General features: G+C 42.4%; 28 protein-coding genes. 13 read left to right on the top strand and 15 right to left on the bottom strand.

The window, feature by feature from the left end; genetic code table 11:
* Positions 1-117: 117 nt before the first annotated feature.
* The 4 genes from B9G53_RS07660 to B9G53_RS07645 form a co-directional block, all read right to left on the bottom strand.
* Positions 118-1,392, bottom strand: coding sequence for an efflux RND transporter periplasmic adaptor subunit (locus B9G53_RS07660; protein WP_254923589.1), 1,275 nt, complete (start codon positions 1,390-1,392; stop codon positions 118-120).
* 135 nt (positions 1,393-1,527) lie between these two features.
* A complete protein-coding gene (gene chlG, locus B9G53_RS07655; RefSeq protein ID WP_094530833.1) occupies positions 1,528-2,514 on the bottom strand; it encodes a chlorophyll synthase ChlG in 987 nt (328 codons plus the stop codon).
* A 50-nt stretch (positions 2,515-2,564) separates the two neighbouring features.
* Positions 2,565-3,194 carry a retron system putative HNH endonuclease gene (locus tag B9G53_RS07650; protein ID WP_094530831.1) on the bottom strand — a complete coding sequence of 210 codons (630 nt, stop codon included), beginning with the start codon at positions 3,192-3,194 and terminating at the stop codon, positions 2,565-2,567.
* A complete protein-coding gene (locus B9G53_RS07645; RefSeq protein ID WP_094530829.1) occupies positions 3,191-4,507 on the bottom strand; it encodes an AAA family ATPase in 1,317 nt (438 codons plus the stop codon). Before B9G53_RS07645 ends, B9G53_RS07650 begins: the two co-directional genes overlap by 4 nt.
* 199 nt (positions 4,508-4,706) lie before the next feature.
* On the opposite strand from B9G53_RS07645, the gene B9G53_RS07640 reads away from it, so the two are divergent.
* Together B9G53_RS07640 and B9G53_RS07635 are read left to right on the top strand one after the other, a co-directional pair.
* The gene (locus B9G53_RS07640) at positions 4,707-4,904 is read left to right on the top strand and encodes a hypothetical protein (protein ID WP_094530827.1); all 198 of its coding nucleotides are present in this window, start codon (positions 4,707-4,709) and stop codon (positions 4,902-4,904) included.
* The gene (locus B9G53_RS07635) at positions 4,901-5,167 is read left to right on the top strand and encodes a hypothetical protein (protein ID WP_094530825.1); all 267 of its coding nucleotides are present in this window, start codon (positions 4,901-4,903) and stop codon (positions 5,165-5,167) included. The genes B9G53_RS07640 and B9G53_RS07635 overlap by 4 nt, the downstream gene beginning before the upstream one ends.
* Before the next feature lie 92 nt (positions 5,168-5,259).
* On the opposite strand, the gene B9G53_RS27265 is transcribed toward B9G53_RS07635, so the two are convergent.
* A complete protein-coding gene (locus B9G53_RS27265) occupies positions 5,260-5,760 on the bottom strand; it encodes a hypothetical protein (protein ID WP_094530823.1) in 501 nt (166 codons plus the stop codon).
* A 198-nt stretch (positions 5,761-5,958) separates the two neighbouring features.
* Positions 5,959-6,216, bottom strand: a complete 258-nt coding sequence (locus B9G53_RS07625) for a hypothetical protein (protein ID WP_094530821.1) — start codon at positions 6,214-6,216, stop codon at positions 5,959-5,961.
* A gap of 400 nt (positions 6,217-6,616) precedes the next feature.
* On the opposite strand from B9G53_RS07625, the gene rsmG reads away from it, so the two are divergent.
* Positions 6,617-7,300 (top strand): 16S rRNA (guanine(527)-N(7))-methyltransferase RsmG, encoded by a 684-nt coding sequence (gene rsmG / locus B9G53_RS07620; protein WP_094530841.1) that lies wholly within the window; start codon positions 6,617-6,619, stop codon positions 7,298-7,300.
* Here the strand turns inward: rsmG and B9G53_RS07615 are convergent.
* The 3 genes from B9G53_RS07615 to B9G53_RS07605 form a co-directional block, all read right to left on the bottom strand.
* Positions 7,261-7,521, bottom strand: a complete 261-nt coding sequence (locus tag B9G53_RS07615) for a DUF6761 family protein (RefSeq protein WP_094530819.1) — start codon at positions 7,519-7,521, stop codon at positions 7,261-7,263. The genes rsmG and B9G53_RS07615 overlap by 40 nt on opposite strands.
* 204 nt (positions 7,522-7,725) lie before the next feature.
* Positions 7,726-8,181: a hypothetical protein gene (locus tag B9G53_RS07610; protein ID WP_094530817.1), complete on the bottom strand. Its 456-nt coding sequence runs from the start codon at positions 8,179-8,181 to the stop codon at positions 7,726-7,728.
* 39 nt (positions 8,182-8,220) lie between these two features.
* Entirely contained in the window at positions 8,221-8,436 is a 216-nt protein-coding gene (locus tag B9G53_RS07605) for a hypothetical protein (protein ID WP_094530815.1), read from the bottom strand.
* A gap of 480 nt (positions 8,437-8,916) precedes the next feature.
* On the opposite strand from B9G53_RS07605, the gene B9G53_RS07600 reads away from it, so the two are divergent.
* Positions 8,917-9,237 (top strand): helix-turn-helix transcriptional regulator, encoded by a 321-nt coding sequence (locus tag B9G53_RS07600; protein ID WP_094530813.1) that lies wholly within the window; start codon positions 8,917-8,919, stop codon positions 9,235-9,237.
* 10 nt (positions 9,238-9,247) lie between these two features.
* Positions 9,248-10,948 (top strand): SulP family inorganic anion transporter, encoded by a 1,701-nt coding sequence (locus B9G53_RS07595; RefSeq protein WP_094530811.1) that lies wholly within the window; start codon positions 9,248-9,250, stop codon positions 10,946-10,948.
* Positions 10,949-10,978: 30 nt separating this feature from the next.
* Here B9G53_RS07595 and B9G53_RS07590 read toward each other — a convergent pair whose 3' ends face one another.
* On the bottom strand, positions 10,979-11,491 hold the full coding sequence (locus B9G53_RS07590) for an AAA family ATPase (RefSeq protein WP_094530809.1): 513 nt from the start codon (positions 11,489-11,491) through the stop codon (positions 10,979-10,981).
* 98 nt (positions 11,492-11,589) lie between these two features.
* On the opposite strand from B9G53_RS07590, the gene B9G53_RS07585 reads away from it, so the two are divergent.
* The 7 genes from B9G53_RS07585 to B9G53_RS07555 all read left to right on the top strand — a co-directional run bounded on the left by B9G53_RS07585 (position 11,590) and on the right by B9G53_RS07555 (position 17,315).
* Positions 11,590-12,063: a glutathione peroxidase gene (locus B9G53_RS07585; RefSeq protein WP_094530807.1), complete on the top strand. Its 474-nt coding sequence runs from the start codon at positions 11,590-11,592 to the stop codon at positions 12,061-12,063.
* Between the two features lie 320 nt (positions 12,064-12,383).
* A complete protein-coding gene (trpE, locus tag B9G53_RS07580) occupies positions 12,384-13,883 on the top strand; it encodes an anthranilate synthase component I (RefSeq protein WP_094530805.1) in 1,500 nt (499 codons plus the stop codon).
* 91 nt (positions 13,884-13,974) lie between these two features.
* The gene (locus B9G53_RS07575; RefSeq protein WP_094530803.1) at positions 13,975-14,181 is read left to right on the top strand and encodes a type II toxin-antitoxin system HicB family antitoxin; all 207 of its coding nucleotides are present in this window, start codon (positions 13,975-13,977) and stop codon (positions 14,179-14,181) included.
* Entirely contained in the window at positions 14,178-14,423 is a 246-nt protein-coding gene (locus B9G53_RS07570) for a type II toxin-antitoxin system HicA family toxin (protein ID WP_094530801.1), read from the top strand. The genes B9G53_RS07575 and B9G53_RS07570 overlap by 4 nt, the downstream gene beginning before the upstream one ends.
* Before the next feature lie 71 nt (positions 14,424-14,494).
* Complete coding sequence (gene bioD / locus B9G53_RS07565; protein WP_094530799.1) at positions 14,495-15,187, top strand: dethiobiotin synthase; 693 nt, start codon at positions 14,495-14,497, stop codon at positions 15,185-15,187.
* 49 nt (positions 15,188-15,236) lie between these two features.
* Positions 15,237-16,559 (top strand): PrsW family glutamic-type intramembrane protease, encoded by a 1,323-nt coding sequence (locus tag B9G53_RS07560; RefSeq protein WP_094530797.1) that lies wholly within the window; start codon positions 15,237-15,239, stop codon positions 16,557-16,559.
* A gap of 147 nt (positions 16,560-16,706) precedes the next feature.
* Positions 16,707-17,315, top strand: a complete 609-nt coding sequence (locus B9G53_RS07555; protein ID WP_217901531.1) for a Uma2 family endonuclease — start codon at positions 16,707-16,709, stop codon at positions 17,313-17,315.
* On the opposite strand, the gene B9G53_RS07550 is transcribed toward B9G53_RS07555, so the two are convergent.
* The 5 genes from B9G53_RS07550 to B9G53_RS28425 form a co-directional block, all read right to left on the bottom strand.
* Positions 17,310-18,227, bottom strand: coding sequence for a histone deacetylase (locus B9G53_RS07550; protein WP_094530795.1), 918 nt, complete (start codon positions 18,225-18,227; stop codon positions 17,310-17,312). The two genes, B9G53_RS07555 and B9G53_RS07550, sit on opposite strands and share 6 nt — an antisense overlap.
* 48 nt (positions 18,228-18,275) lie before the next feature.
* Complete coding sequence (zds, locus tag B9G53_RS07545) at positions 18,276-19,679, bottom strand: 9,9'-di-cis-zeta-carotene desaturase (RefSeq protein WP_094530793.1); 1,404 nt, start codon at positions 19,677-19,679, stop codon at positions 18,276-18,278.
* 107 nt (positions 19,680-19,786) lie between these two features.
* The gene (locus tag B9G53_RS07540) at positions 19,787-20,212 is read right to left on the bottom strand and encodes a type II toxin-antitoxin system VapC family toxin (protein ID WP_094530791.1); all 426 of its coding nucleotides are present in this window, start codon (positions 20,210-20,212) and stop codon (positions 19,787-19,789) included.
* On the bottom strand, positions 20,212-20,475 hold the full coding sequence (locus tag B9G53_RS07535; protein ID WP_094530789.1) for a hypothetical protein: 264 nt from the start codon (positions 20,473-20,475) through the stop codon (positions 20,212-20,214). Before B9G53_RS07535 ends, B9G53_RS07540 begins: the two co-directional genes overlap by 1 nt.
* A gap of 243 nt (positions 20,476-20,718) precedes the next feature.
* On the bottom strand, positions 20,719-24,150 hold the full coding sequence (locus tag B9G53_RS28425) for a pentapeptide repeat-containing protein (RefSeq protein WP_254923588.1): 3,432 nt from the start codon (positions 24,148-24,150) through the stop codon (positions 20,719-20,721).
* Between the two features lie 607 nt (positions 24,151-24,757).
* On the opposite strand from B9G53_RS28425, the gene B9G53_RS07525 reads away from it, so the two are divergent.
* Entirely contained in the window at positions 24,758-25,732 is a 975-nt protein-coding gene (locus B9G53_RS07525; RefSeq protein WP_094530787.1) for an alpha-ketoacid dehydrogenase subunit beta, read from the top strand.
* Positions 25,733-25,770: the final 38 nt, after the last annotated feature.

The following is a 25,770-nucleotide window of genomic DNA, read 5'->3' as shown; positions in this document are numbered from 1 at the left end:
ATCAAAACCCAAAAGATGAGTGGCGGCGCGAAGCGCCGCCACTCATCTTTTGGGTTTTATGTCCTAAGCAAAACTTACATTGCTATATAAACAAAAAAGCCCATTGCGAGGCTTTTTTTATTTCTTGGGAGCATCAGGTAAGGGTGCGATCGGCGCTCCATTTTGTAGTTGGAGAATGCCTGACACCACAATCTTGTCGTTAGGCTTTAAGCCTTCTAAAACCTCTTGCTTATTACCAGTGATTTTTCCTAGTTTGATTGGTTTTTGGTTGGCGACCAATTGCGTTTTTCCGTTAGCGGAACTATTTTCTGCCACAAAGATAAAGTCTTGACCACCAAGACGGGAAATAGCTGAAGTTGGAACTAAAACACCAGAACGTGAAGCCCAAATTAATCGCGCTCTCACAAACTGATTAGCTTTTAGTTGATTAGTTCCATTATTAAAATTAGCCTTTACTAAAACTGATTGGGTTTGTGGATTGATACTTGGGGAAATAAAAGCAACATTCCCTTTGACCAGAGGCTTATCCTGAGCATCTAATAGTTCCACTGATTGCCCCATCTTCAAACGTGGTGCATTCTCAATGGGAACCGAAATCTGCACTTCTAACACCTGATTTTGTGTAACCGTTGTTAGTTGTGTGGTGCTATTCACATTATCACCAACCTTGATCGGGATATCGCCAACAATCCCCGCAAAGGGAGCAGTTACGGTATAAAAATCTAGCTGTACTTCTTCTTGTACAGCACCAGCACGAGTTTCTTCGATTCTAGTAGCGGCACTGTTAATGCTTGCTTGCTGAGCATTAATCTGAGCGTCAATCTGACCAAGTTCCGCTCTTGCATTTCTTAGGCTATTTGCAACTTCATCAAGTTTTTGTTTTGCTGTCGCGCCTTCTTGGGTCAATTTAGAAAAGCGATCGTATTCCTTTTGATTAAAATCGACACTGGATAAAATTGATTCTTTACGAGCGCGTAATTGAGCCAAAGTCGCTCTCGCACTTTCAAAATCTGCTTGAGATGTTGCCACGGCTGCTACCGATCGCTGCACCACGGCTTGCTGCCTAGCGGGATCAATCCGTAAAATTGGCGCACCTGCTTCCACGCGATCGCCTGCCTTGACATAAATTTCCTGTACATAGCCATCAACTCGCGGCTGTAACGTTACCGACTGGCGTGATTGCAAGTTTGCTACGTAATCAGAACTATCAGAAACTGTACCTGATTCTACGGGGGCGATCGGTACAGGAACAGCGCCAAATCCGCCACCTTGAGGAGCATTCGCCGAGCAAGAAACTAGCAAAGTACCGATCACAGCGACTAAGCCCTTGCTCAATGATTTATCTAATTGGTTGTTCGACAATTGCTGTCTTCGGACTTTATGGTTAATCATGAATATTGGCAAATTTTCTCTGATGTATCGGTTCTCTTTGCATACAGATGATAAGCAACATTCAGCATCACTAAATCACCCTGTAGGGGCTATTTTCCTGCAAGCATAAAGGGACGCGAAGCGTCCCTTTATGCTTTAGATACCAGCATGTCCCATCGCAATCCCTGCGACTAACATGCCAATTACCAGAAATGGTTGAGCGCTAGCCTGATATTTCACATCATTCTTGAGGGGATCACGCAGGAAGTACATATCTTGGAATGTAATTTGCGGAATCACTAATAGCACGATCAAACTTGCTAATAATTGTTCGCCAACGGTAACTAAATAAACAGCAATGCCAATTTGGAAGACATCGATCGCTGTTGCTGAGATCAACGCCGCCTTCTGCACCCCAAAGATAACGGGTAAAGATTTCAATCCCAATTCGCGATCGCCTTCCACGCTCTTAAAGTCGTTAACCACTGCAATCCCTAAACCAGCGAAGCTGTAAATCAAAGTGACAATTACGACTGTCCAGTTGAGATGTCCGTAGAGTGCATGACCAGCCCACCAAGGCAGTGCGATATAACTGGCTCCGAGAGCATAGTTACCCAACCAACCATTCTGTTTGAGTTTCAAAGGTGGTGCAGAGTAGATATAGGCAACCAATGAACCACCAAGGGCTAACTTGGTCATGATGAAGTCTGCATGACCTGCGGTGATATCGAGGATGGCTGCTACCGCAATACCGCCAAGAAACAAAATCCAAATCTGAGCAATGACTTGATTGAGGGGAATTGCTCCCGATGGAATTGGACGATAAGGTTCGTTAATTGCGTCAATTTCGCGATCGTAGTAATCATTAATCGTCTGGGTATAGCCTGTCAGTAGTGGCCCTGACATGAGCATACAAAGTAGCGATCGCATTACGTTTTCAATTGACCATGTAAACTCGCCAGAGGAAGCCGCACCGCAGAGTACGCCCCACATCAGAGGTATCCATGTAATCGGTTTCATCAATTGCAAGCGGATCTTCCAGATCGAGGCTCCTTTAATGTCCGCACCTTTCATTCCGAGCATTTGGCGGGTACGGGCTTCGCGAGACTCGCTCGCTGGTACGTCAGGGGTTGGGGACGACATATTTACAAAAATTTATAGACTTGCGGTTGATTATAGCTTTTAGGCGATCGCTATAACTTGGATTTCAGGTATGAAGCTATAAACTGACAATACGCATCGTAAAATCCATTCTCGTCTTTTGTATTCAACTTGTCTATTTCTCTTTGTACGGTGATTTTAGCCCAAGTTTTATTTGAAAATTTCTCGTCAAGTTTCCTAATTACTAGAAAAAGGGCATCACTACGATTTTTCTTCAGAAAGTCAAGATTTAGATTTAGAGTCTCATTCAAATCATGATTTATAGAGACATCATCAGAGTAAATTTTACCGTCAGGACGATATTTGATTAAATTTTCACAATTTTTGTCACCCTCTATCGGATTGATAGTAATTTCACTATCTCCCTTTCTGGTATCACAATGTTGATTTTGAGGACGCGCTCCTTGATTCCCCATGCAAGCACCTAGCAAATTTCTGTAGTCGAGTTGTCTAGATGTATATTTGGTTTGAGGTTGCCAATGTTCTATCTTCATCTCATCTGATTTGATGCGGCTCATACAGTAGCAACAAATATATCCTTGTTCTTTTAGTAATGATTTTCGTAGATCGTCTTTGTCAGGATAGTTGTCATAGTTAGCATTAGCCTGCGATCGATGTTCTACAAGAGATCTTGGCTCTGATTGTTTAATGATCTTTTTCATTTCATCTTAGATAGAAAACTAATCAGAGTATTTGCCTTAACAACCTCCGAGTCATTGTGACCTAGTAAATCAGACAATTCATGGAGTAGTACTTTTGCTTCTTCAATTTGCCCATCATCGATTTTATATAAGCATTCCGTTAGTTTATTTTTAATTTCTACTGGTCTTTCAGTAACTCCCATTAATTCTGACAAAATCGAGTTGCTATCACGCCCAAAGGTATAGGCATCGGCAGGATAAACTTGAAAATCCTCAACAACAAATACGTTTTCTTTTTTAACGTTGCTAAGAACTTGTGGTGAATGGGTTGTAACAATAAACTGACAGTTCGGGAAAGTACTTGTCAAACGTGGAATAATGTCGCGTTGCCATTGAGGATGTAAATGTAGTTCTATTTCATCAATTAGAATAATTCCCTCGCCTTCTAATGCATTTTTTGTGGGATCTGGATTAGCGATCGCTAGTCTTCTCGCAATATCTGCAACCATCACTAATAAATTTTTTTCACCATCAGAAAGCTGATTAAGCACTAACTCATGATCTTGTTTTCTAAGGACAATCTGCATACGCGATCGCTTAACCTTGAGATCTGTATAATCAGGTAATATTGATGTAACTGCTTCCCTAACTAAATTTAATTGATAGTCTTGATAATTAAGATTCCCATCTAGTCTTATCTCCTGTTCTAAATCTTCGTTATTTTTAAACCATACGAAAAAAGTTGCAAAATCGATATTATACTGATTAATAGCATCTGTATAACAATGAATTTGTGATAATTTAGCTACATTGGGAGACAAAGGATCGTTGCCAGAAAGCCTGTAGCTTGTAACAGATCTTTTAGTGGAATAACAAACAAAAATTGGAATGCTTTTATTAGGATTGTTATTTATTTGACTACTAATGAATATTTTAAAACTTTCGACATCACTTAAAGTGCTACGTTGAAAGTCTTTTTGAGGTTCTTCACTACTTGAAGGATATGCGAAACAGTATAGTAGTTTAATATCTCTAGAAAATGCTTGGCTAAATTCTGAATAGAAAATTGTTAATTCATTTGTGGTTTCTTGAAAACCGTTAGAAATGTCATTTTCTCCAAAGCCATTCATACCCCAAGGACTGAAGTTCTTTGCGTTTCTAATACTACGCATTAATGGACTAATTAACTCAAACAACAAGTTATCTACACAATCAATAATGCTTGATTTACCTGAGCCATTCACACCAATAAAAACAGCAAGATTTGATGGAAAATCTATGGTGACATCTTTGAATCCCCTGAAGTTTTGCATCCGCAACTTTTCTATATGCATAGCTGCCTTACACCAATAAACTTGATTTTCTATTCATTGTAGCGATATCTGAGAAAAAATAGACTAAAGCACCTGAGAGCAATCTTGAACATGATTAATGCCTTAAAGCGCTATTAGAAAGATGTTAGTTTAGGTAAAGTTAAGATATCACTGAGATTCTAGCTTTGGTATAGTATTTACAGCTTATTGGTAAAAAACTATGAGTATTCAAGAACTTGAAACAGCAATAAAAAAGCTGTCCGTTAAGGAATTAGCCAACTTAACAACATGGCTGATAGATTACCATGAGCAAATATGGGATCAGCAAATAGAAGACGATCTTGAATCTGGAAAGCTGGATCAATTATTAGATGAGATTGATAGCGAGTACGAAGCAGGGCTAGCCAAAAGTTTGTGAATCACCTTACCCTGCCTAGATTTTGGCAAGCGTATAACAAACTTCCAAAAGATATCCAAACACTCGCTGACAAAAATTATGAATTATTAAAAAACAATCCTTTACATCCATCACTTCACTTTAAGAAGGTTGGCAAGCGTAAAAAATTATGGTCTGTGAGGATCACTGATAATTATCGAGCGCTTGGACTCGAAAAGCCAGAAGGTATTGTCTGGTTTTGGATTGGCACACATAGCGATTATGATGCAATTTTAGATCAGTAGGTTTTGAGTGATGTTTAGAAGGCGATCGCCTAAAACTGATTCGCATGATTATGAATAGTCGTAAGCATTGTTGAGAATATGACCGTTCTTCACTACCATGACAAAAATGCAGCCTCAACACCTTGTTCTCGCTTAACTTTGGCATCACGTTCTACCCAAGAGATTATTTGGGCTACAGTCAAATCTTCAATGTGAGTACTGTAATCTTTAGCGATCGCCCCCAAGGCAAGCATTGCCGAAATTACCATGCGCGTGAGAAATTTTTCATGGCTAGATAGCTTTGCAGGTGTCACTTCATCTTGTCGCGTATCTTCAAAATCTAGATCAGGATGAGGCGAAGTCCATTTCAAAAAGGCAGCATCTTCACCTTTCTCTTGACGAGTTTGTGAATCCATTTCAATCCAATGCACAATTTGGCTAGCCACCAGATCTTCTGCATGAATATGTAGATCTTCAGCAATTTTAGTAATAATCCGCATCGAAGAAACTGTGATGCGAGTCATAAATTTTTCCATTGTCGAAAGCATTGCACCATCGATCGCATGGGCTTCGGCAAGCGTTAAAAACTGAATTGGGTCTTGGGGAATTGTCATAACCTATAATTTTAGGGGCAAAGCTTGGATTTGCCCCTAAAATTATAGCAACGCAAGAGATAGCTAAGACAAATCAAAACCCAAAAGATGAGTGGCGGCGCTTTGCGCCGCCACTCATCTTTTGGGTTTTATGTCCTAAGCAAAACTTGCATTGCTATAGAAACCGATAATTTGTACAGCCCCTTTCTCAGTAGTCACCTAAGCAATGGCAACTAAGGTAATCCCAATCATTGCCAAGACGAGCAAGGTAATCCCAATCAGTGGCAAGCGTCCTTTTAGGAGTTCAGCATATTCTGTAGTGCCACCTTGCTCTTCGCCTTTTCCCTCAACTTGCTTCTTGTCTTTCTTATCGATCTTGTCATCAAAATACATCTTGGGTTCGATCGCCCAATTATTTAAGATCCCACGATCATCTTTGGTAAAGGCTGTGCGTACCTTAGAGGTCTGTTCCGTCATTAAATTTTTACCTTGTTATAATGTTTTTTAATTTTTTGTTTAGGTTAAATGCTGCAATTAGCTAACTTTCCTAAAGCTTGAAATTGATATCCCTAGCTCTCTAGAGCATATTCAAAGTGTTTATCTGAAAAATAAAATTTTTGAAATTGCTTAGTATTGCTACATGAATCTTAATGTTTTTTGATCTTATCCCTTAATGTCAAATTTCGGCAAATATTAATCATAAGTACTTAAAAAGAGTTGTGTCGCACCGCGACACAACTCTTTTTGTGATTAATGTCTTAACCCATCAATTCTTGACTGGGAAAAGTGTAGCCAATTTTTGTTTTTTATGAATAGCTAGAGCGATCGCTAGTAAAGTAGAGATCGCGCAAAGCGCAGTATTTACTTCATGTTTTTTATGCCCCACTTTTCCCATCTATGTGAGCATTGGCAATCTACGCTCAACTGGTCACCAAACCCTGACCAAATATCCCAATTTGAAAAGCTGTACGAATTAGTCTTAGAGGGCAATAGCAAACAAAATCTGACTCGAATTACGGCTGCCGATGATTTTTGGGAAAAGCACTTATGGGATTCGTTGCGTGGGGTATTAGCTTTTTGGGATCGGGAAGATATTAAGGTAATTGATATTGGTACAGGGGCTGGTTTTCCGGGATTGCCGATCGCGATCGCTAAACCGACATGGCAAGTCACCTTAGTAGATAGCAAACAAAAAAAGGTTGCCTTTGTCGAAGAGACGATCCAAACTTTAGGACTATCTAATGCGATCGCCCAATGGGGTCGTGGCGAAGACATTAATAAATTAGGTCAGTACAAAAAGAAGTACGACTTGGCAGTAGTAAGAGCCGTGGGCAAGCCAGATATTTGTGCAGATTACGCATTGCCTTTTCTCAAAAAAAGCGGCACAGCCGTCCTATATCGTGGTCAGTGGCTCCCCGAAGAAAGTGAACAGCTAGATATATTTTGTGAGCAGCAAGAGCTACAAGTCGTCAAGCAAGATCGCTTTCAGACTCCGCTTACCGCAGGGATTCGACACAGCGTTTACCTTTCCCCGCGTTCAACTTCCAACTCCAACTCATAGGGAGATGCAAAGTTAGAAGAATCATATAAAAATCTGATTACTTCTTCTTCGAGACGGTGGATGTGATGGACTTCTACAGCATTAGTAGCCCGTAGAGCCGATAAGTAACCGTCTAAAAAGAGTCTCATCTCGTCGGTCGAACGGTAACCACGTTCTGACATTTCGACAAGAGAGTCGGTAATCTTTTGATAATGACGAATGGCGATCGCGTCTTGAAGCATAGGTCAAGCTGGGAATAACTACCGTCTTAGGTGGATTTTGCTTAGGTAATAAAATGGTTCCCCCTTAGATCTAACGAGCGATCGCTAGTTAAGAAAATTCAACTTTTATGTACTTTCAGCACCATGATTCTACCACTTTGCAGACAAGAGAGGGTGCAATGCAGTTTGTCTAATCAACAAAAAGGGCGCATTGCGCCCTTTTTGTTATTGCTCATAAATTGGCAAAACATCTTGCCAATTTGGATAAATTCCTGCTTGCCATTGATCGTAGGCGATCGCTAGCAAACTTTCGCCTTGAGATAATGGTGGATCGTATTGCTGCGCTTTAGTGACAATTGACTCACAGTCAATCCCGTATATAGGAATCTGTAACTGCTCACCAATCGTCCTCGCCACCACCACACCGATCCTTGTGCCAGTAAAGCTCCCAATACCCGTGGCGATCGCTAAAAAAGCCAAGTCAGTCCATGCAAGATCACCCATAAACACATTTAAACAGTCATGTAACTGTACAGATAGCTCTCTGCCTAGTTCCCATGACTGCTGCTTGTGGATGATATAAATTTGAGAATTGCGATCAGAGTTTGGGTTAATTTCCGCGATCGCAAGCTCTAACTTTGTAGTTGTTGTATGTAAGGCAAGGGCAAAACTTGTGGTCATGATCTGTAGAATACTGGAAGGCGATCGCCAGAATTCAGATTAGAATTTATTGCCACCAGAGCCAGTATCAGCAGCGCCAGTATCGGCTGCACCTGTATCAGCAGCTCCATTGGATTCAGAATCTTCTGGATCGTTATAGCTGCCCATTGGTCTTCTACGTCCAAAGCGACCCATAGGGGTGCGCTTACGAAACTTACGCGCATACGCTTGGTTGCGAAGAGCTTTTTCTTTTTTCTGATTGCGGCGCTTAGCCATTTTAACCTACTGTACCCCTTAGAGATTGAGTCTATTTAAGCTAACACAAAACGAGAAATAGACAAAGCCCAATTATTTTTTCCCAGCAATTCTCATTATAAAAATCGGTTTTTTGAAAGCCCGCCAACGGCAGGCTTTCAAAAAACCGATTTTGGTGTTTCCAACGCCTTCGGCGCTGGAAACACCAAAATCGGTTTCATAATGAGAATTGCTGATTTTTTCCTAGCAATTCTCATTGTAAAAATCGTTTTTTGCAAGCAAACCTTAGGTTTGCTTGCAAAAAAATGATTTTGGAGCTGGAAACACCAAAATTTGGTTGCACAATTAAAGCTATTGCGATTTAAAATCTATATGCAATACTTTAAAGGTAGATAGGTTAGTATATACATACCTTTAAGTATATAAATCCGATATATTTACGTTTGACCTTGTATCTTTGTCTCGTAAAGTTGAGGGATATAAGTGAATAGGGGTGTTCATATGACATTTCAACCAAGTTATTTTAAAGCTGATTTATTTAAGGTTTTATCCAATCCCGTAAGGATTCAGATATTAGATTCTTTACGGATTGGTGAACAAAGCGTTAATTCGATCGCGCAGGGGATTGAAGCAGAACCTTCGGCGGTTTCGCAACAGTTGGCAGTAATGCGTCGTTATAACTTAGTGCGATCGCGGAAACAAGGAAACTTTGCTTACTATTCCGTTGGCGATCCCACGATTTTTAAGGTATTGGATGCGGCGCTAGAGCTTTTTAACAATCACGTCATTGAAATGCGGGAATCTCTACAAAAATTGGAGTAATTAGAATCTCATGGCACAAGCAGGAAGCTTAGCTAGCAACAATCAAAGTCCAAAAAATCATCCATTCAAGGGATTATTTAGTAATTTTCGTGGTGACTTGACGGGAGGACTTACCGCCGCAGTCGTTGCGTTACCCTTAGCGCTTGCCTTTGCAGTCGCAAGTGGTGTCGAACCGAAGGCAGGGCTTTATACAGCGATCGTGGCGGGAGTCGTCGCTGCTGTATTTGGTGGCTCACCTGTGCAGATTACGGGCCCCACGGGAGCGATGGCTGTTGTTTTAGTGGGAATTGTCGCTAAATATGGCATCGAGAAAGTTTGGATTGCTGGCGTAATGGCGGGAATCATCCAAATTGCACTTGGTGTAGCCAAGTTAGGGCGTTTAGTGAAATTCATTCCCTATCCTGTTACCGCAGGATTCACCAATGGTATTGCCGTAATTATTTTTTGCGGACAGTTAAATAATTTCTTCGGTTTACACCTGCCAAATCAAGAGCATTTCCTTCAAGCACTTTGGCAAACTGCCACCAATTTAGAAGGCTATAACTGGCTAGCGATCGCCTTAGCGCTACTGACGATTACTACAAAATTACTATGGAATCAAATCAACCATTCAATCCCAGGATCTCTAGTTGGTTTAGTGGTTGCCACGATCGCCGCAGTCATCGCCAAATCGCAATGGCATCTGGAAGTCCCCACCATCGGGTTAATTCCCCAATCTTTACCAATCCCCCAAGGCATTCCCCATTGGAACGATTTCAAATTAATTAGAGAGCTGATTAATCCTGCGATCGCCCTTGCCGCATTAGGCAGCATCGAATCTTTACTAGCAGCCGTGGTTGCCGATGGTATGAGTGTTAGCGATCGCCACAATAGCGATCGGGAGCTAATTGGACAGGGTTTAGCCAATATGATCGTGCCATTTTTTGGTGGGATTCCTGCGACTGGGGCGATCGCTCGTACAGCGGTAAATGTGCGGGCGGGTGGTAAAACTCGCCTATCGGGAGTAATTCACGGAGTCGCTCTTGCGCTTATCGTCCTAGCCTTTGCGCCCCTTGCTTCACAAGTACCGCTCGCCGCCCTTGCTGGCATCCTGATGATCACTAGTATTCGGATGATGGAATGGGAAGCGATCGGACTACTGATCCATACTACCTATGCTGATTTTGGGGTAATGATGCTGACATGGCTAGTTACGGTCTGTTTTGACCTAGTTTTAGCAGTAGAAGTTGGTCTAATTGCCGCAGGTATTCTCTTTATCAAGCGGATGAGTGAACTTAGCCTAGTCAAAATGCCTGAAGATAATGTCTTTCTTACTGGCGTACCCCTAGACTTTGGCAAACAAATCGCTATCTATCGGATTGATGGGCCGATGTTCTTTGGTGCGGCTGAAAGGTTTGTTACCTTCCTGCGTGATGCGCCTGAAGTCAAGTTTTTAGTTTTGAGAATGCGCTATGTACCGAGTATGGACTCGACTGGCTTGGTTGCCCTAGAAGAGATTTATCACGATCTGCAACGCCATAATTGTCAATTGATTTTGAGTGGTTTGCGTTCTGAAGTCGAGCAACTTTTAGATCGCAGTGGCTTACTTAAGGAAATTGGACATGACAATTGTTTTGAGTCAACTAATGATGCTCTGCGTAAGATTATGCCCAATGACACCAAGGCTCAAGAAACTGCTTCGTTAAGTAAAACACTGGTTACCAACCCATAAAAGCAAGGCGTGGCTTAGCAACGCCTTGCTTCAGTCAATCCATTCGTTGTCTAATTTCTGATCTCGAAACAAGATGCGATCAAAGCCTTCGCTGAGAGTCGGTGGGTTATAGGAAAGGGTGCGATACATCTCTATGACAACATCTTCAGGGACTGCGCGATCGCGTACCTCATTACGGGATAGGCAAATCCAGAGTGGCACATCTAGCCAAATGCCCGTAATTGGCTTAAAGCCATGAGCCTTGGCAAGGTCAATAACATCTTTGCGATACTCGCGTTTATAATTTGTGGCATCATATATTACAGATTGTTGCGATTTCGCTGCATTGGCAAATGACTGTTGTACCTGCTCCCATATCTCAGCCCAATCCCCCTGCGTAGCTGCTGATCCATAGAGTGAAGCTCGAATGCGATCGGGGCTGATTAACTGAGTTGCCCCATAGGTTAGGCTGCTACTATTCTGACTAGAAGCATACAGCATCTTCTCAGCAAGGCTAGATTTGCCACTAGCGGGTACACCAATTAGGATAATTACACTTGCCATGCGATCGCTGCAAATTGCTAAATAGTTATGAAATCAGTCTTTACTAACTATAGCAACCTTAAAAACAACTCCCAGATAAACCCTAATCAACCTGAAATATGTCCACACTTTACGATTTCCAGATCACCAACATTGACGGTCAACCAGTCGATCTCGCTCAGTACAAAGGCAAAGTCGCCTTAGTTGTCAACGTAGCTTCTAAATGTGGCTACACCAAGCAATACAAAGGGCTAGAATCTCTTTATCGTGAATACAAAGACAAGGGATTTGAAATTCTTGGCTTTCCTAGTAACGACTTTGGCGCACAGGAGCCAGGGACTGAAGCAGAAATTAAGAGCTTCTGCTCTCTCACTTACGATGTCACCTTTGACATGTTTAGCAAGGTAAAAGTAAGCGGTAATGACATGTCGGATGCTTACAAATATCTCACCGAAACTACAGGTAGCCAAGTGAAATGGAACTTCAATAAGTTTCTAGTTGATAAAGAAGGTAAAGTCGTGAAGTACTACCCTTCTAGTGTCGCCCCCGAAGATGCAGAGTTGCGTAAAGATATTGAGGCACTCTTGGGCTAGATTTTACAGCGCTTTGCGCTCAACTCCACCAAAACACGCTTTAAAAAGGGTTGCTTTGCAACCCTTTTTAAAGCGTGTTTGAGAATTCTCCTACCTAGCAAAATTTCTGCTTTTATCCCCCTCTAACTTCTCCTTGCAAAGGCTACCTTGTACACACAAGTCTATTGAGCTAAGTTTTGATTGATCAAGCCTCCTTGTATCTGGATCGTTCATGACTGGAGAGACCCAAACTTCTAACTTGCATGAATTTTATAGTATTTCTGAAAATCGCGATAAGATCTTAGTCTAGTTGCAGCAAATTTCTTAGAAATCCCGATCGCATGATTTTCCCTGAGTATTCTGACTTTATTGAGCTTGCTAGCAAAGGTAACTTTGTACCTGTATATATGGAACTGGTTGCCGATCTCGATACGCCTGTTTCAGCTTGGTATCGTGTCTGTCAAGGTCAACCCTATAGCTTTTTGTTAGAGTCAGTGGAAGGTGGCGAAAGGCTTGGGCGTTATAGTTTATTGGGTTGCGATCCTCTATGGGTACTAGAAGCAAGGGGCGATCGCACCACGCAGACATTTCGTGATGGCACAGTAAAGGAATTTATAGGTAATCCCTTTCAGCATTTGAATAATTGCCTTGCGCCGATTCATCCTGTGCATTTGCCACAGTTACCGCCGAGTTTAGGTGGGCTATTTGGTTATTGGGGTTATGAATTAATTAATTGGATCGAGCCAAAAGTGCCTGTATTTCCTTGCCAAGAAGGTGATACGCCTGATGGTGTATGGATGCAGGTGGATAGCTTGCTGGTGTTCGATCAGGTCAAACGCAAAATTTGGGCGATCACCTATGCAGATTTGAGTGATGGCAATGAACCTGAAGCTGCCTATAAATCAGCTTGCGATCGCTTAACGGTGCTGGTGGATAAACTGCGATCGCCTCTGGATCGGCACAAAACGGCAATTACTTGGACAAATCCCCGCCTGCAACCTCCTGTGAGTTACACCAGTAATGTTACTCGCGAAAAATTCTGTCAAGCTGTGGAAAAAGGTAAGGAGCATATTAAGGCTGGTGATATTTTCCAAGTTGTGCTTTCGCAGAGGTTGACGACAGAGTTTAAGGGTGAGCCATTTAGTTTGTATCGCTCTTTGCGGGTGGTCAATCCTTCTCCTTACATGGCATTTTTTAACTTTAAGGATTGGCAGCTAATTGGCTCTAGCCCTGAAATCATGGTCAAAGCGGAAGTTATCGATGGAGTCTCGCGCACAGTCCTCCGCCCGATCGCAGGCACACGTCCTAGAGGTGCAACACCTACGGAGGATGCCGAACTAGCCAAGGATTTACTCGCCGATCCAAAGGAAGTTGCCGAACATGTAATGCTGGTTGATTTGGGGCGCAATGATCTCGGTCGTGTTTGCAAAAGTGGCACGGTGAAAGTCGATGAATTGATGTCGATTGAGCTTTATTCCCATGTGATGCATATCGTCAGCAATGTCGTTGGCGAAATTCGTCCTGAAAAGACAGCTTGGGACTTACTTCAGGCTTGCTTCCCTGCGGGAACAGTGAGCGGTGCGCCAAAGATTCGAGCAATGGATATCATTCATAACTTGGAAGGCGATCGCCGAGGCACTTATGCTGGAGCCTATGGCTACTATGACTTTGAAGGTCAGCTAAACACCGCCATCACGATTCGGACGATGGTAACGAAGGATGGAACCGCTAGCGTTCAAGCTGGTGCTGGTGTGGTAGCTGATTCCGACCCTGAGAAGGAATATCAAGAAACCTTGAATAAAGCAAAGGGAATGTTGGAGTCATTGCGCTGCTTGGGCTAGGTAGTAGGGCATTCCCATCCTGCTTTGTCTAGATAGCTTCCGCAAGAGGTTTAGACTACGATAGGTAATCAAGCAAGGTAGAGGTAATTTAATGAATGAGATCATGTTTATCATCGAAGATGCAGATGAAGGTGGCTATACTGCCCGTTCTTTAGGTGCATCTATTTTTACGGAAGCTGATTCTTTAGATGAGCTATATGAAATGATTCGTGATGCTGTTCGATGTCATTTTGATGAAGCTGTTTTACCGAGAATAATTCGCTTGCACTTTATTCGTGAAGAAGTTATTGCCGTATGAGAATGCCGCGCGATATTTCAGGATCAGAGTTGACAAAATTGTTGAATAAGTTTGGCTATGTGAGCATTCGTCAAACTGGTAGCCATATACGTTTAACTACTCAGCAAAATGGTGAACATAGTATTACTATTCCCTATCATAATCCTTTAAGAGTTGGAACGCTTTCGGCAATTTTAGCCGATGTAGCTAACCATCTGGGTTTCACAAAAGATGAACTGATGCGGAAATTATTTGAAGAGTAACAGAAGATCGACTTACCGAATTTTCCAGAATTACAAATAGAACTTAGCAAAATTTTACCAAGTATTCCATAATGATAAAACCTATATTGATTGTTGGGAGTGATACGGGTGTGGGGAAGACCGTTTTAACGGCGGCTTTGGCGGCTTATTGGTTGACCTATCGCGATCGCACTACACCGAGTAAATCCCTAGGTATTTATAAGCCTTTGCAGTCAGGAGAAGGCGATCGTGAGTTTTATGATCAGACTTTCTCGCTTTCGCAAACCCTTGATGAAATTACGCCTTTGTATTTTGAAACGCCGATCGCTCCTGCGATCGCTGCTCATAAAGAAGGGAAACCAATTGATTTAGGACTGATTTGGCAGCAGTTTCTCAAGCTGCAACAACAGAAGGTATGTTTGCTCGTTGAATCAATGGGGGGCTTAGGTTCACCGATTACCGATGAGTATATCGTGGCGGATTTGGCGCGAGATTGGGCTTTGGATGTAATTTTAGTTGTACCTGTGCGATTAGGCGCAATTTCTCAAGCGATCGCCAATGTGGCTTTGGCGAATATCCAAAAGGTAAAGTTAAGAGGAATTGTGCTGAGTTGTTCGCAAGTTTATTCTCTGGAAGAGATTGAAGAACTTGCACCGCCGCAGATGATTTCGCGACTTGCTTCGGTTCCTATTTTGGGGATTCTGCCATATGTCAAGGATTTGAGTGATATTTCACAATTGGCGCGGGCGGCTTCAGAGTTAGACATAGAAAGAATTCTGATTTAGTAAGGGCGATCGCATAGTGAGGCACATTACTAGTGATATAAATGATTCTATGTATGATCGCCTTACTGCTATAGCATTCCTCAAGCAAATTTCTGCCGATCGCCATAATCTTGATCGCAGTGAAATTGTGGCGACTTTAGGCGATCGCTCGATTACCTTGGGGCGCGATCCTAGTTGTGAAGTGGCGATCGATATCAACATCTATGGCTCGGTATCGCGTCGCCATGCCGAGATACGTCCCATTTTTGCGGGGCAGAATAATCGTCAAGATGCTAGGCAGCAGTTGGAAGGCTGGGAAATTTGCGATCTTGATAGTGCCAATGGCACATTTATTAATGACCGTCGGCTGTATAGCTGCTATCCACTCAAGCATGGCGATCGCATTCAGCTAACTAAAGGTGGCCCCCAGTTTGTATTTGAGCTAGATCCTAGTACTGAGACAACTTTAAGCACAGATCTTAGGAAGCGTCCGCGATCGCAGATTACCAGCATTACACTGACGAAGCTCTTACCAATTTTCTCTACGGGAAATGATCTGTGGAAAAAAGCCTATCTCTTACCAGGGATTGCAACCGTGGGATTTGTGGTAATGATGTTTGCTTTTTTGGGGCAACCGCAATTATTTAACCTCACAATTTCCGTATATATCAGCCTTGCCGCCTATTATTTTGTCTATCAACTTTGTGGCAAGAATAAGCCTTGGTGGATCATTTTAGGCGCAGCGATATTTACAGCATTGATTCTTAGAAGCCCGATTTTAAATATTTTTCTGTGGTTCTTTTATAAGGTTTTACCAGGGACTGCACCAACGGGGCAAGTTAGCTTTATCAGTGTTTTGATTGCGATGTTTTTTGGGGCGGGTTTAATGGAGGAGTTGCTCAAGGCTTTGCCAGTGTTTGCGCTCTGGTTTATGGGGTTACGACTGGGGAAGAAATGGCGATCGCGTGTAGGTATTAGTGAGCCATTAGATGGAATTCTAATTGGTGCTGCTTCGGCAGTTGGATTTACGTTAACGGAAACTTTAGGTTTGTATGTACCAAGTATTATTCAGAGTGTGACAAATCAAGCCGTTAGTCCTGAAATAGCGGAACTGACAGGGTTGCAATTATTGATTCCCCGTGTGCTTGGCTCTGTGGCGGGACATATGGCGTATAGCGGTTATTTCGGCTATTTCATTGGATTAAGCATTCTCAAACCTTCCCTGCGTTGGCAAATTCTCACAATTGGATATCTCAGTTCGGCGTTGCTTCATGCCCTTTGGAATACGAGTGCCTTAGTAAGTTTTTGGCTATTAGCAATAGTCGGCGGTATTTCCTATGCGTTTCTAGTAGCAGCAATTCTCAAAGCCCATAGTTTTTCTTCAAAGGTATAGAAATCTGGCAGTAAAGATTTAGCGATTTAATATTTTTGTGGCGAGGCGAAGCCTCGCCACAAAAATATTGGTTCTTTATTAGCGAAATTATGGGTGTGCTATAGTTTCTCTATATCTGCGATTAGTTACCACTATCTCTATAAACCCGTGATTGCTCAATTATCATCACAATCCTCAGAACTAAATCAGATATCTAAAGAGACGGAATCTCAGTACTTTGTTTTTCCGAATCGATATTCATGGAAAGAATTCAAGACACTTTCTGCTTTAATCGGTGATTCGCGTAATATCCATCTCAATTATCTTGACGGCACTATCGAGATTATGACTACATCTGCTGCCCATGAAATCATCGTGCATTTACTCTCGATGTTATTGGGAATTTACTTTGCAGAAAAGGATATCGATTTTATCCCTACGGGTAGTGCTACTCTAGAATCAGAAGCTAAAGGTGCAAGTGTTGAGCCAGATTTATCTTTTTGTTTTGGCAATAAATTAGGCGATCGCGATTTAGCGATTGAGGTGATTTTTACGAGTGGAAATGTAGCGAAATTAGAGCGTTATCGGCGCTTTAATACAAAAGAGGTTTGGTTCTGGGAAGACGGCAAGTTTTCGCTGTATCGGTTACGTGAAAGTGGCTATGAGGCGATCGCCCAAAGTGAATGTTTGCCTAATCTCGATTTAGAATTACTTGCTCGCTGCTTACTAATGGCGGAACCAAAATCTGCGCTCAAAGCATTTCGGCAAAAACTATAGATGATATTGGCGATAGATTTCACTAGCGGCGCGATGTAATAGGGAATGTCGATAAACTAGGGATTGCATATCTTCGCAATAACCACCACCAATCACACAGGCGACAGGAAAACCTTGAGGAATACAGGTACTCAAAACCTGCATATCGCGCCGATATAGCCCTGCATCAGTAAGAGCAAGTTTGCCTAAGCGATCGCCTATATGCGGATCAACACCTGCATCATAAAGAACTAAGTCGGGCTGAAATTCGGTTAATAAATCTGGTAAATGATTAGCAAGAGCGCGTAAGTATTCGTCGTCTTCCATTCCCTCCCGTAAGGGAACATCGCGATCGCTAATTTGTTTAACCGACGGGAAGTTAATCTGACAATGCATCGAGAAGGTAAACACATCTGGCTCATCCTGAAAAATGAGAGCCGTGCCATCGCCTTGATGCACATCCAAATCCACGATTAATATCTTCTTAACTAAACCTTCTTGGCGTAAAACTTGGGAGGCGATCGCCAGATCGTTAAATATACAAAAGCCTGAACCATAGCTAGGAAAAGCATGATGGGTTCCCCCTGCGGTATTGCAAGCTAATCCATGAGCTAAGGCTAGCCGAGCAGTTAATAATGTGCCACCAACAGCGATTCTCGTGCGATAGGCAAGTTCGGGACTCCAAGGTAATCCGATGCGGCGCTGGGCTTTAGGGTCGAGATTTCCTTGCCAATAGGCATTCACATATTCACGATCGTGAACTAAAGCGATCGCATCCAAATCTGGTAACTCTGGCTGGAAAAACTGCTCAGGTCGCGCCACTCCATCCGCCAGTAACATCTCGTACAGCAAGCGAAACTTTTCCATCGGGAAGCGATTGGTATTAGCGATCGGCGCGACGTAATTGGGATGATAGATAAGAGGTAAATCCATGATTCCTAACAAAAGAAGAAAGAACCGTGCAATGCACGGTTCTTTCTTCTATACTTTCGCTAACTGCTTGCTCTTAATCACTTCCGCCGCGCACATCTTGCCCGAAAGTGTCGCACCTTCCATGCTGTCGATGTAGTCCTGCATCGTGTAGCTTCCCGCGAGGAAGAAATTCTTTACAGGTGTAGCTTGAGTTGGACGGAAGGGATCTTTACCAGGGGCTTCACGATAGAGAGACTGTGCCAGTTTGACCACACTTGACCAAGTGACATTCAGCTTATTGGAAGAAGGGAAAATCTGATGTACTTGAGCAATCATCTTCTCAACGATCGCTTCATTGCTGAGCTTAATATAATCATCCGCAGGGGTAATTACTAACTGCAATAGGGAACCTTCGCCTTCTTTGTAATAATCAGTCGGACTAGTAATTGCCAAATCTGCAAAGGTGGAGAAATCTACTTTAATGGCATACAGCAAATTATCAATATCTGTCACCCAACCATCAAAGCGCAGTTGCACGGTAATTACAGGCACAGCGTCGAGCTTATAGATATTGTCAAACTGTGACCATGCTCTCCATTTCTCAGGGATGATTCTCTTTACTCCTGGAACATCAGTGGCACAAATATACACATCAGCATTGACGATTTCTTCGCCGTCTTCTTTACCAATGATCAAACCTGTAACGCGAGTATCTTCACCTTCGCCTTCAAAGAGAACTTCGCGGACACCACGCCGCAAATGGATTTTGCCACCTTTAGATTCAATTAGCTTCACAATAGGCTTATGCAGAAACTCATCGGGCGCACCTTCGAGCATTCTCAAAATTGAAGCTTCAGTTCTCGATGCAAAGAATTGGAAAATGGTGAGCATACAGCGTGCGGAAATATTTTCGCAGTCGATAAAGCCCAAACCATAGGCGATCGCATCCCACATCAAATCAAGACTCGCCTGTGATCCACCCATGCCCAAAAACCAATCTTTAAAACTAATGTTGTCGAGGGCGCGGATTTCTTTCATTGCGCCAACATGATCGACTAAGCCGCGAATTAGTGGACTGCGCCCGATCGCGATCGCATTTTGGATTTTGTCCTTAAGGGGTAATTGTCCTGTGGTTACAAATGCTTTCAGACCATGAAAGGGTGCGCCGCCAAAGTTCCGAAAATCAAGGGCTGCTTGCTTGCCACCGGGATTCACAAAAATATGGGTATGTTCTTTGAGCCGAAGATGCTCAAAAGCACCTGTTTTTTTCATCAAGGCAAATAGGTTGTAATAGCAGCCAAAAAATACGTGCAAGCCCATCTCGATATCGTTGCCATCTTTGTCTAGCCAACTGCTGACTTTGCCGCCCACAAAGGGTCGGGATTCAAAAAGTTCTACCTCATAGCCTTGTTCGCTAAGCTCTACAGCAGTACTCATACCTGCTAAGCCTGCACCAATAATCACTGCTTTCATGTTTATGCTCGACCCTGACTGTCGTTACCTTGTTGTTAAGTTTTGCTTAACATATTGTAATCTTGTTTGGATCATTGGGGGATAGCGATCGCCTATCGCCAATGCAACTATGATAAAAATATGCGTTCAAATGGTTGTTTGCGATAACGGCGGTATATGTCGAAGTCACTGTCTAATGTGGCGATCGCGGAAATATTTAGTCTTTCAGAGATAACGACTAGCGATAAGTCTGCAAAGTCTGCTGGTAGGTCTGCATATTGTTCATTAAGTTCTCTAATGCTGCTAAAATCTTCAGATACGAGTGGAATACATCGATAAAGTTTTTGGGCGAGGTCTTTGAGAAATTCGTTTTGGGTGCGATAGTCTCTACTCAGTAAATACATTACTTCTGTTATGCAAGCTGTAGTGGTAATTAGTTCACTTGAGCATTCTTCAAAGAATTTACAAACTGCTCCGTGGTAGTTATCTCTGGCACTGTAGTAAGCGAATAAAATACTGCTATCGGTAAGAATAATGGGCGGATATTCTTGCATTAGTTAGATTTTTGATGACGATTTTGAATATGTTCTAGGATGGCTTGTTTGCGATTTTCGCGTAATGATGCATTAGGGGCGGCATCTTGTAATAGGTTGGTAGGATGTCCACCTCTTCTTTGGGCTAGAGTTTGACGTGGCTTGAGGGTTTGCCAATGTTGGTAAATTAGCTTTTTGAGCAGTTCTTCAGATGTGCTATTTTCTTGAGCAATAATTTCTGCTAAGTAGCTTTCTGTTTCTTGATCTAAGTTGATTGATAGCATTTTTTTAATTATGAATTACGAGAGACAGGTTAGATCTTTATTGCAAAACAAGGAGGATTTGCTGCTCATCGAGATGACTGATTGCTTCTAGGAGTTGGCTCTGATTGTTGGGAGACATGGTGGTTGAGCTATATATTTTTCTAGTGTAGCAAAGCTATCAATTACGAGGCATGAATTGCGAACTTGGAATTAAAGGATTTCAACTCTGAATCTTCGATATGCAAAGTATTGTTCCTACAGTGTTTATGATGTTGTCCCCTCACTAGCTCTCAATGCTTCTAGTTCTTCGGGTGTAAATGGGTTAATTCCAGATTTTAAAGCTTCAAGCCAACGTTGTCGCTTTTCTAGTATTTCTTCCTCAAGTTGACCACTGTTGATCGCTGCTTCAAAGTCTTCAATTGCATCAGCGAAGTTACCTGTTAGCGCTCTCGCTAGACCACGAGTATCTTGAGACATCGTAGATTTTTCTAACTCAACAGCTTTCTCGCAGGCAAATAGAACATCAATGGCACGATTATGTAGGCTGCCAAACCAGCCTAATTGATTCCAGTAGAATGCAGAAATCTCCAAGTTAGGATCGATTGTTTGTGCTTCGATATAAGCGGTAATTGCTCCATCCACATCACCAAAGACAACCAAATCAGAACCATTGCATAGCAACACTGCTGCTCTAAATTGCGAGTTGCTAACTAAAGCATCAGGTACATTAATTGTTTTATGTAAGCCTATAGCATTTGACCAAATTGTACTTTCATTTGATGAAATATCACTGAGGTCTGCGTCACTGAGGTTTGCGCGACTGAAGTTTGCGCCAATGAAGTCTGCGCCAATGAGGTTTGCGCCAATGAGGTTTGCGCCAATGAGGTTTGCGCCAATGAGGTTTGCGCCACTGAGGTCTGCGCCACTGAGRTATGCGCCACTGAGATATACGCCACTGAGGTTTGCGCCAATGAGGTCTGCGCCACTGAGGTCTGTGCCATGGATGTCTGCGCCATGGAGGTTTGCGCCATGGAGGTCTGCGCTACTGAGGTTTGCGCCACTGAGGTTTGCGCCACTGAGGTTTGCGCCACTGAGGTTTGCGCCACTGAGGTTTGCGCCACTGAGGTTTGCGCCACTGAGGTTTGCGCCACTGAGGTTTGCGCCATTGAGGTATGCGCCACTGAGGTATGCGCCATGGAGGTATGCGCCATGGAGGTATGCGTTGGTTAAAAATTTGCCGACTATGCTGTTAAAACCGCGATCTCTAATACTTTGCCCATAACCAATAATACGGAGCAATCGACTTGAGTCATCAGTCGCGCCATATTTTGAACTGTATTTGCAAGGATGGAATAAAACTTTGTCTTTTAGTTCTGAGATTGCTTGAGCATAACGATGGAAAGTAAACATCAAAATCAAAACATTCAAGCCCGTATAAATATCAACCTTACGTTGCCCGATCGCAACACCTTGCTTCTGCATTAGGCGTGCTTTTCTGAGTGGCATAGGCTCACTATCTGACTCAACCGCCTCAATAAACTCCCCATCACTCCAAGCCCAATAAAACCCATATAAACGCTCAAACAACCTCACAAAATCATCATCTTTACCAGCAAATTCTCTCTCAATCAAAGCCGTCAAATATTCCACAATCTCAGAAGTGAGCGCTCCAAAACCAAATAAGTCGTAAATCTGCCGCTCTAAATCTTTCTTATCCACTTTCCAAACTTGAAGATGAGGATTACTTGGATCTGGCTTTTGCTGTGACCATTCCATTAAACTATCAACAAATCTCTTTGCACAAAGAAACTCACCAAAACTCTTGTGCAGAAATTCCATGGAATTATCTTTAGTATCTGATGATTTCAAATAGAAAGTTGCTAATGCTACAGGTAAATTACCTTCCTTATTTTCTGTGTCAGCTTTCAGTTTAGTAAGCAGATCGGGCGATAACCTGTCTTTTATAGTGTCTAAGGTCGTAAATATTCCTCCAGACTGTACAACGCACAACCCAGCCTCTTTCAATATATTGCGAAGTTCTTCCTTCTCTAAGCTTGTCAATTCTCGATTGAGATTTTTTCTGCCTTTAGAGCGTTGCTTATCTAGAACCCAATCCAACGTCTGCTCATAAATCAAAATTTTGGTACTATTTCCTGCATTTTGAAAGTCTTCAATCTTAAGTTTTCCGCCCGTGTGCATTGCTGCCAAAAAGTACATTAATATCGGCTCTTTCGCCAATGTTTTAACTTGTTTAGGACAATTTAGATCACTTAGAAAATCCTTAAATTCTTGAGCTTTATCTGCACCTTTAAGTTTTGCCCACTTCTGCAACCATTTCTCCTGTAATTCTGCACTCATATCGAGGATTTTCACCCGTTCCAAATTGTCGGGCATATCCTTCTCAATCCCAAACAATGCAAGTGGTCTACCTGTAATAATTACTCTATGTCCACGCTCACTATTACCCTGACATTTAGTTTGAAACTCAGATACCCGATCCAGAAAATCTTTGAGCTTGAGATCTCTAATACGCTCTAGAAGAAGCTCATCAAATCCATCCAATACAAACAAAAAGCGAGTATTAGGATTGTTGAGCCATTCCTCCCCAATTGTAAATGTTCTCTTTACTGCATAACTTAGAAATGTATCAAAGTGATCTACGGAATCCGTAATATCCCGCAATCTAATTAAAATCGGAGTCCAAATCGGATATAGCTCCCGCCTAACGCGATCGGCAAACATCCGACAAAATACACTCTTTCCCCGCCCCGGTTCCCCTTGGATAAATAGCACCTGTCCCGATTTGTCCTCATCACTGAGTAAATCTAACGCCCATTTTTCGATGAACTGAGGTTTCCCACTGCTGCCATCTTTTGCGATTGCCTCAATCTGTAACTCTACATAGATATCTTCAAATCCAAAATTCTCCTCAAAAACTTTCTCTTTAGGCTTCTCAGCAATCACCTCTTCTAAATAGCGATCAATGCTCAGATAGTTTTTACTATCGCTTTGCCAATCCCCACCATAAACTGATCTTAGACTTTCAACCTTGTCTTTTAACTTAGTCAAAACAAGCTTTGCCTCTCGATGCGTTAAACGCGATACTCTCTCAACAACAATCTTAGCAGCAGCCTCTCCCATGCCAGACTCAATCAATCGCTCAACTAGAATCGGGTTAATTGCCTTTGCCAACTTCGACTCATGGAAACAATCCAGTACATCGCTAGCCTCATTGTTATTGAGTAAAAGACTCTTACCCAATTCAGCAATTTTCTTTTGAAGGCGATCTGAAGCCTTTGCATCTTTTAATTTCTCCAGCAATTGCTGGTTTTCAGCCCTGTTCAAAAAGTTCTTAAAGCTCTCTAAATATGCCTCTTGTCCCACAAGTTCAACACACTCAGCAAAAGATAGCTCAATCTTTGTTCTTTCCAAAGAAAATTGCAGCAATTTACTGGCAATCCCTACTACGGGCAAAGCTGAGCCAACCACTTGCACAATGGGCAAATTTAAAACATCCAATACCGAAGAAATCTGACCAATGAGGGGGGCTAACTCAGAAAGTTTACGGTTCTCGTTTATTGATTGAGCTAACTCTATAAAAGTTTTGCACGTATCAACTGTTCCTTGCGTAAATTCAGCGATCGGAATATCGGTGGTGAGAATCTCACATAATCTTTGCCAAGCACCCTTTGACATATTGCACCAACCCTAGAAAAGCTCTTGCTATTTTAGCCCAAGTTTCATCATCATTTCAGGATTTGGAGGATTGAATAGAGTTGATTTTGCGGTGCTATGCTCAGATCCAAGTTTAATCTTCAAACTGCTGCCAAACCTATGACCTAATTAATTATTGAAGACATAGATCCTATAGTGCTTGAAAAGCTAAAGCAGCAAGCAATCCTGCGTGGGCGATCGCAACAATCAATCCTGAATTGCCATTGATTATTGATGTTATTTTAAATTTTAGCTCTTAGCCAGTGTTCCCTCAAAGATCGCTATTTCTTCTTCTATCAAACCATCAAACCGATAGACAATCGCACCAATCAGCTTGTCACAGTTTGTTAGTTTCTCTTGGAGTTGAATTTTCCTTCACGTACCCGTTCTAAAAAATTACGCCTCTATGGATATTTAACAAACCTATTCCCAACAAAAAACCATCCTCTCTATTTTATATTTACAAACCTGATATTTTAGCTTGAGATAGCATTGCCCTGATAACCATTGTTTTTGTGAGATATTTACGCTTTGTAAAGTTATAATTGAGCGTTAGCCCCGATAACTATGTAGAAATTAATAGATAAATATGGCAGAGGTTACTTTTTTTAACGCCCTCAGAGCAGCGATCGATGAGGAAATGGAGCGCGATCCAGCCGTTTATGTTTTAGGCGAAGACGTGGGGCATTATGGCGGCTCCTACAAAGTAACCAAAGACCTTTACAAGAAATATGGTGACTTGCGCCTACTTGACACCCCGATCGCCGAAAACAGCTTCACAGGGATGGCGATCGGCTCAGCGATGACAGGTTTGCGCCCGATCATCGAAGGCATGAACATGGGCTTCTTGCTACTTGCCTTTAACCAAATCTCGAATAATGCAGGGATGTTGCGCTATACCTCTGGCGGTAACTTTAAAATCCCGATCGTCATTCGTGGACCTGGTGGCGTGGGACGCAACCTTGGAGCCGAGCATTCACAGCGTCTCGAAACCTACTTTCAAGCTGTTCCCGGCATTAAAATGGTGGCTTGTTCCACGCCTTACAATGCTAAGGGCTTGCTGAAGTCAGCAATTCGTAACGATAACCCGATCCTTTTCTTTGAGCATGTGTTGCTGTACAACCTCAAAGAAGATATTCCTGACGAAGAATATTTGTTACCCCTTGACAAAGCCGAAATCGTGCGTGAAGGTAGCGATGTTACCATTCTCACCTACTCAAGAATGCGCTATCACGTTCTCAAGGCTGTTGAGACTCTAGTTGACAAAGGTTACGATCCTGAGGTGATTGACTTAATCTCACTAAAGCCTTTGGACATGGAAACCATTGTTACCTCTTTGTGTAAAACTCATCGGATTGTGATTGTTGAAGAAGGAATGCGCTGTGCCAGTATTGGTTCAGAGATTATTGCTTCGATCAATGACAGCTATTTTGATGAGCTTGACGCGCCGATTGTACGTTTAGCTGCCCTTGATGTACCAACTCCCTATAACGGTGGCTTGGAAAATCTGACAATTCCTCAACCTGAAGATGTGATTGCCGCAGTTGAAAAATTACTAGCTTAATTCATTGCGCTTTGCGCTCTGACTAAATAAAAGAAAGG

The sequence above is a fragment of the Pseudanabaena sp. SR411 genome (assembly GCF_002251945.1).
GTDB lineage: Bacteria > Cyanobacteriota > Cyanobacteriia > Pseudanabaenales > Pseudanabaenaceae > Pseudanabaena.
This window is presented reverse-complemented; position numbering and strand designations above follow the sequence as displayed.

Bases quoted from the DNA above. Each gene is read 5' to 3' on its own strand.
- B9G53_RS07575 (WP_094530803.1), top strand. From the start codon at position 13,975: ATGAATGAGATCATGTTTATCATCGAAGATGCAGATGAAGGTGGCTAT.
- B9G53_RS07540 (WP_094530791.1), bottom strand. From the start codon at position 20,212: ATGCAAGAATATCCGCCCATTATTCTTACCGATAGCAGTATTTTATTC.
- B9G53_RS07590 (WP_094530809.1), bottom strand. From the start codon at position 11,491: ATGGCAAGTGTAATTATCCTAATTGGTGTACCCGCTAGTGGCAAATCT.
- B9G53_RS07550 (WP_094530795.1), bottom strand. From the start codon at position 18,227: ATGGATTTACCTCTTATCTATCATCCCAATTACGTCGCGCCGATCGCT.
- B9G53_RS07595 (WP_094530811.1), top strand. From the start codon at position 9,248: ATGGCACAAGCAGGAAGCTTAGCTAGCAACAATCAAAGTCCAAAAAAT.
- B9G53_RS07615 (WP_094530819.1), bottom strand. From the start codon at position 7,521: ATGCTTCAAGACGCGATCGCCATTCGTCATTATCAAAAGATTACCGAC.
- bioD (WP_094530799.1), top strand. From the start codon at position 14,495: ATGATAAAACCTATATTGATTGTTGGGAGTGATACGGGTGTGGGGAAG.
- B9G53_RS07560 (WP_094530797.1), top strand. From the start codon at position 15,237: ATGTATGATCGCCTTACTGCTATAGCATTCCTCAAGCAAATTTCTGCC.
- trpE (WP_094530805.1), top strand. From the start codon at position 12,384: ATGATTTTCCCTGAGTATTCTGACTTTATTGAGCTTGCTAGCAAAGGT.
- B9G53_RS07600 (WP_094530813.1), top strand. From the start codon at position 8,917: ATGACATTTCAACCAAGTTATTTTAAAGCTGATTTATTTAAGGTTTTA.
- B9G53_RS07570 (WP_094530801.1), top strand. From the start codon at position 14,178: ATGAGAATGCCGCGCGATATTTCAGGATCAGAGTTGACAAAATTGTTG.
- B9G53_RS07605 (WP_094530815.1), bottom strand. From the start codon at position 8,436: ATGGCTAAGCGCCGCAATCAGAAAAAAGAAAAAGCTCTTCGCAACCAA.
- rsmG (WP_094530841.1), top strand. From the start codon at position 6,617: ATGCCCCACTTTTCCCATCTATGTGAGCATTGGCAATCTACGCTCAAC.
- B9G53_RS07535 (WP_094530789.1), bottom strand. From the start codon at position 20,475: ATGCTATCAATCAACTTAGATCAAGAAACAGAAAGCTACTTAGCAGAA.
- B9G53_RS07610 (WP_094530817.1), bottom strand. From the start codon at position 8,181: ATGACCACAAGTTTTGCCCTTGCCTTACATACAACAACTACAAAGTTA.
- B9G53_RS07585 (WP_094530807.1), top strand. From the start codon at position 11,590: ATGTCCACACTTTACGATTTCCAGATCACCAACATTGACGGTCAACCA.
- zds (WP_094530793.1), bottom strand. From the start codon at position 19,679: ATGAAAGCAGTGATTATTGGTGCAGGCTTAGCAGGTATGAGTACTGCT.
- B9G53_RS07640 (WP_094530827.1), top strand. From the start codon at position 4,707: ATGAGTATTCAAGAACTTGAAACAGCAATAAAAAAGCTGTCCGTTAAG.
- B9G53_RS07660 (WP_254923589.1), bottom strand. From the start codon at position 1,392: ATGATTAACCATAAAGTCCGAAGACAGCAATTGTCGAACAACCAATTA.
- chlG (WP_094530833.1), bottom strand. From the start codon at position 2,514: ATGTCGTCCCCAACCCCTGACGTACCAGCGAGCGAGTCTCGCGAAGCC.
- B9G53_RS07645 (WP_094530829.1), bottom strand. From the start codon at position 4,507: ATGCATATAGAAAAGTTGCGGATGCAAAACTTCAGGGGATTCAAAGAT.
- B9G53_RS07625 (WP_094530821.1), bottom strand. From the start codon at position 6,216: ATGACGGAACAGACCTCTAAGGTACGCACAGCCTTTACCAAAGATGAT.
- B9G53_RS27265 (WP_094530823.1), bottom strand. From the start codon at position 5,760: ATGACAATTCCCCAAGACCCAATTCAGTTTTTAACGCTTGCCGAAGCC.
- B9G53_RS07650 (WP_094530831.1), bottom strand. From the start codon at position 3,194: ATGAAAAAGATCATTAAACAATCAGAGCCAAGATCTCTTGTAGAACAT.
- B9G53_RS07525 (WP_094530787.1), top strand. From the start codon at position 24,758: ATGGCAGAGGTTACTTTTTTTAACGCCCTCAGAGCAGCGATCGATGAG.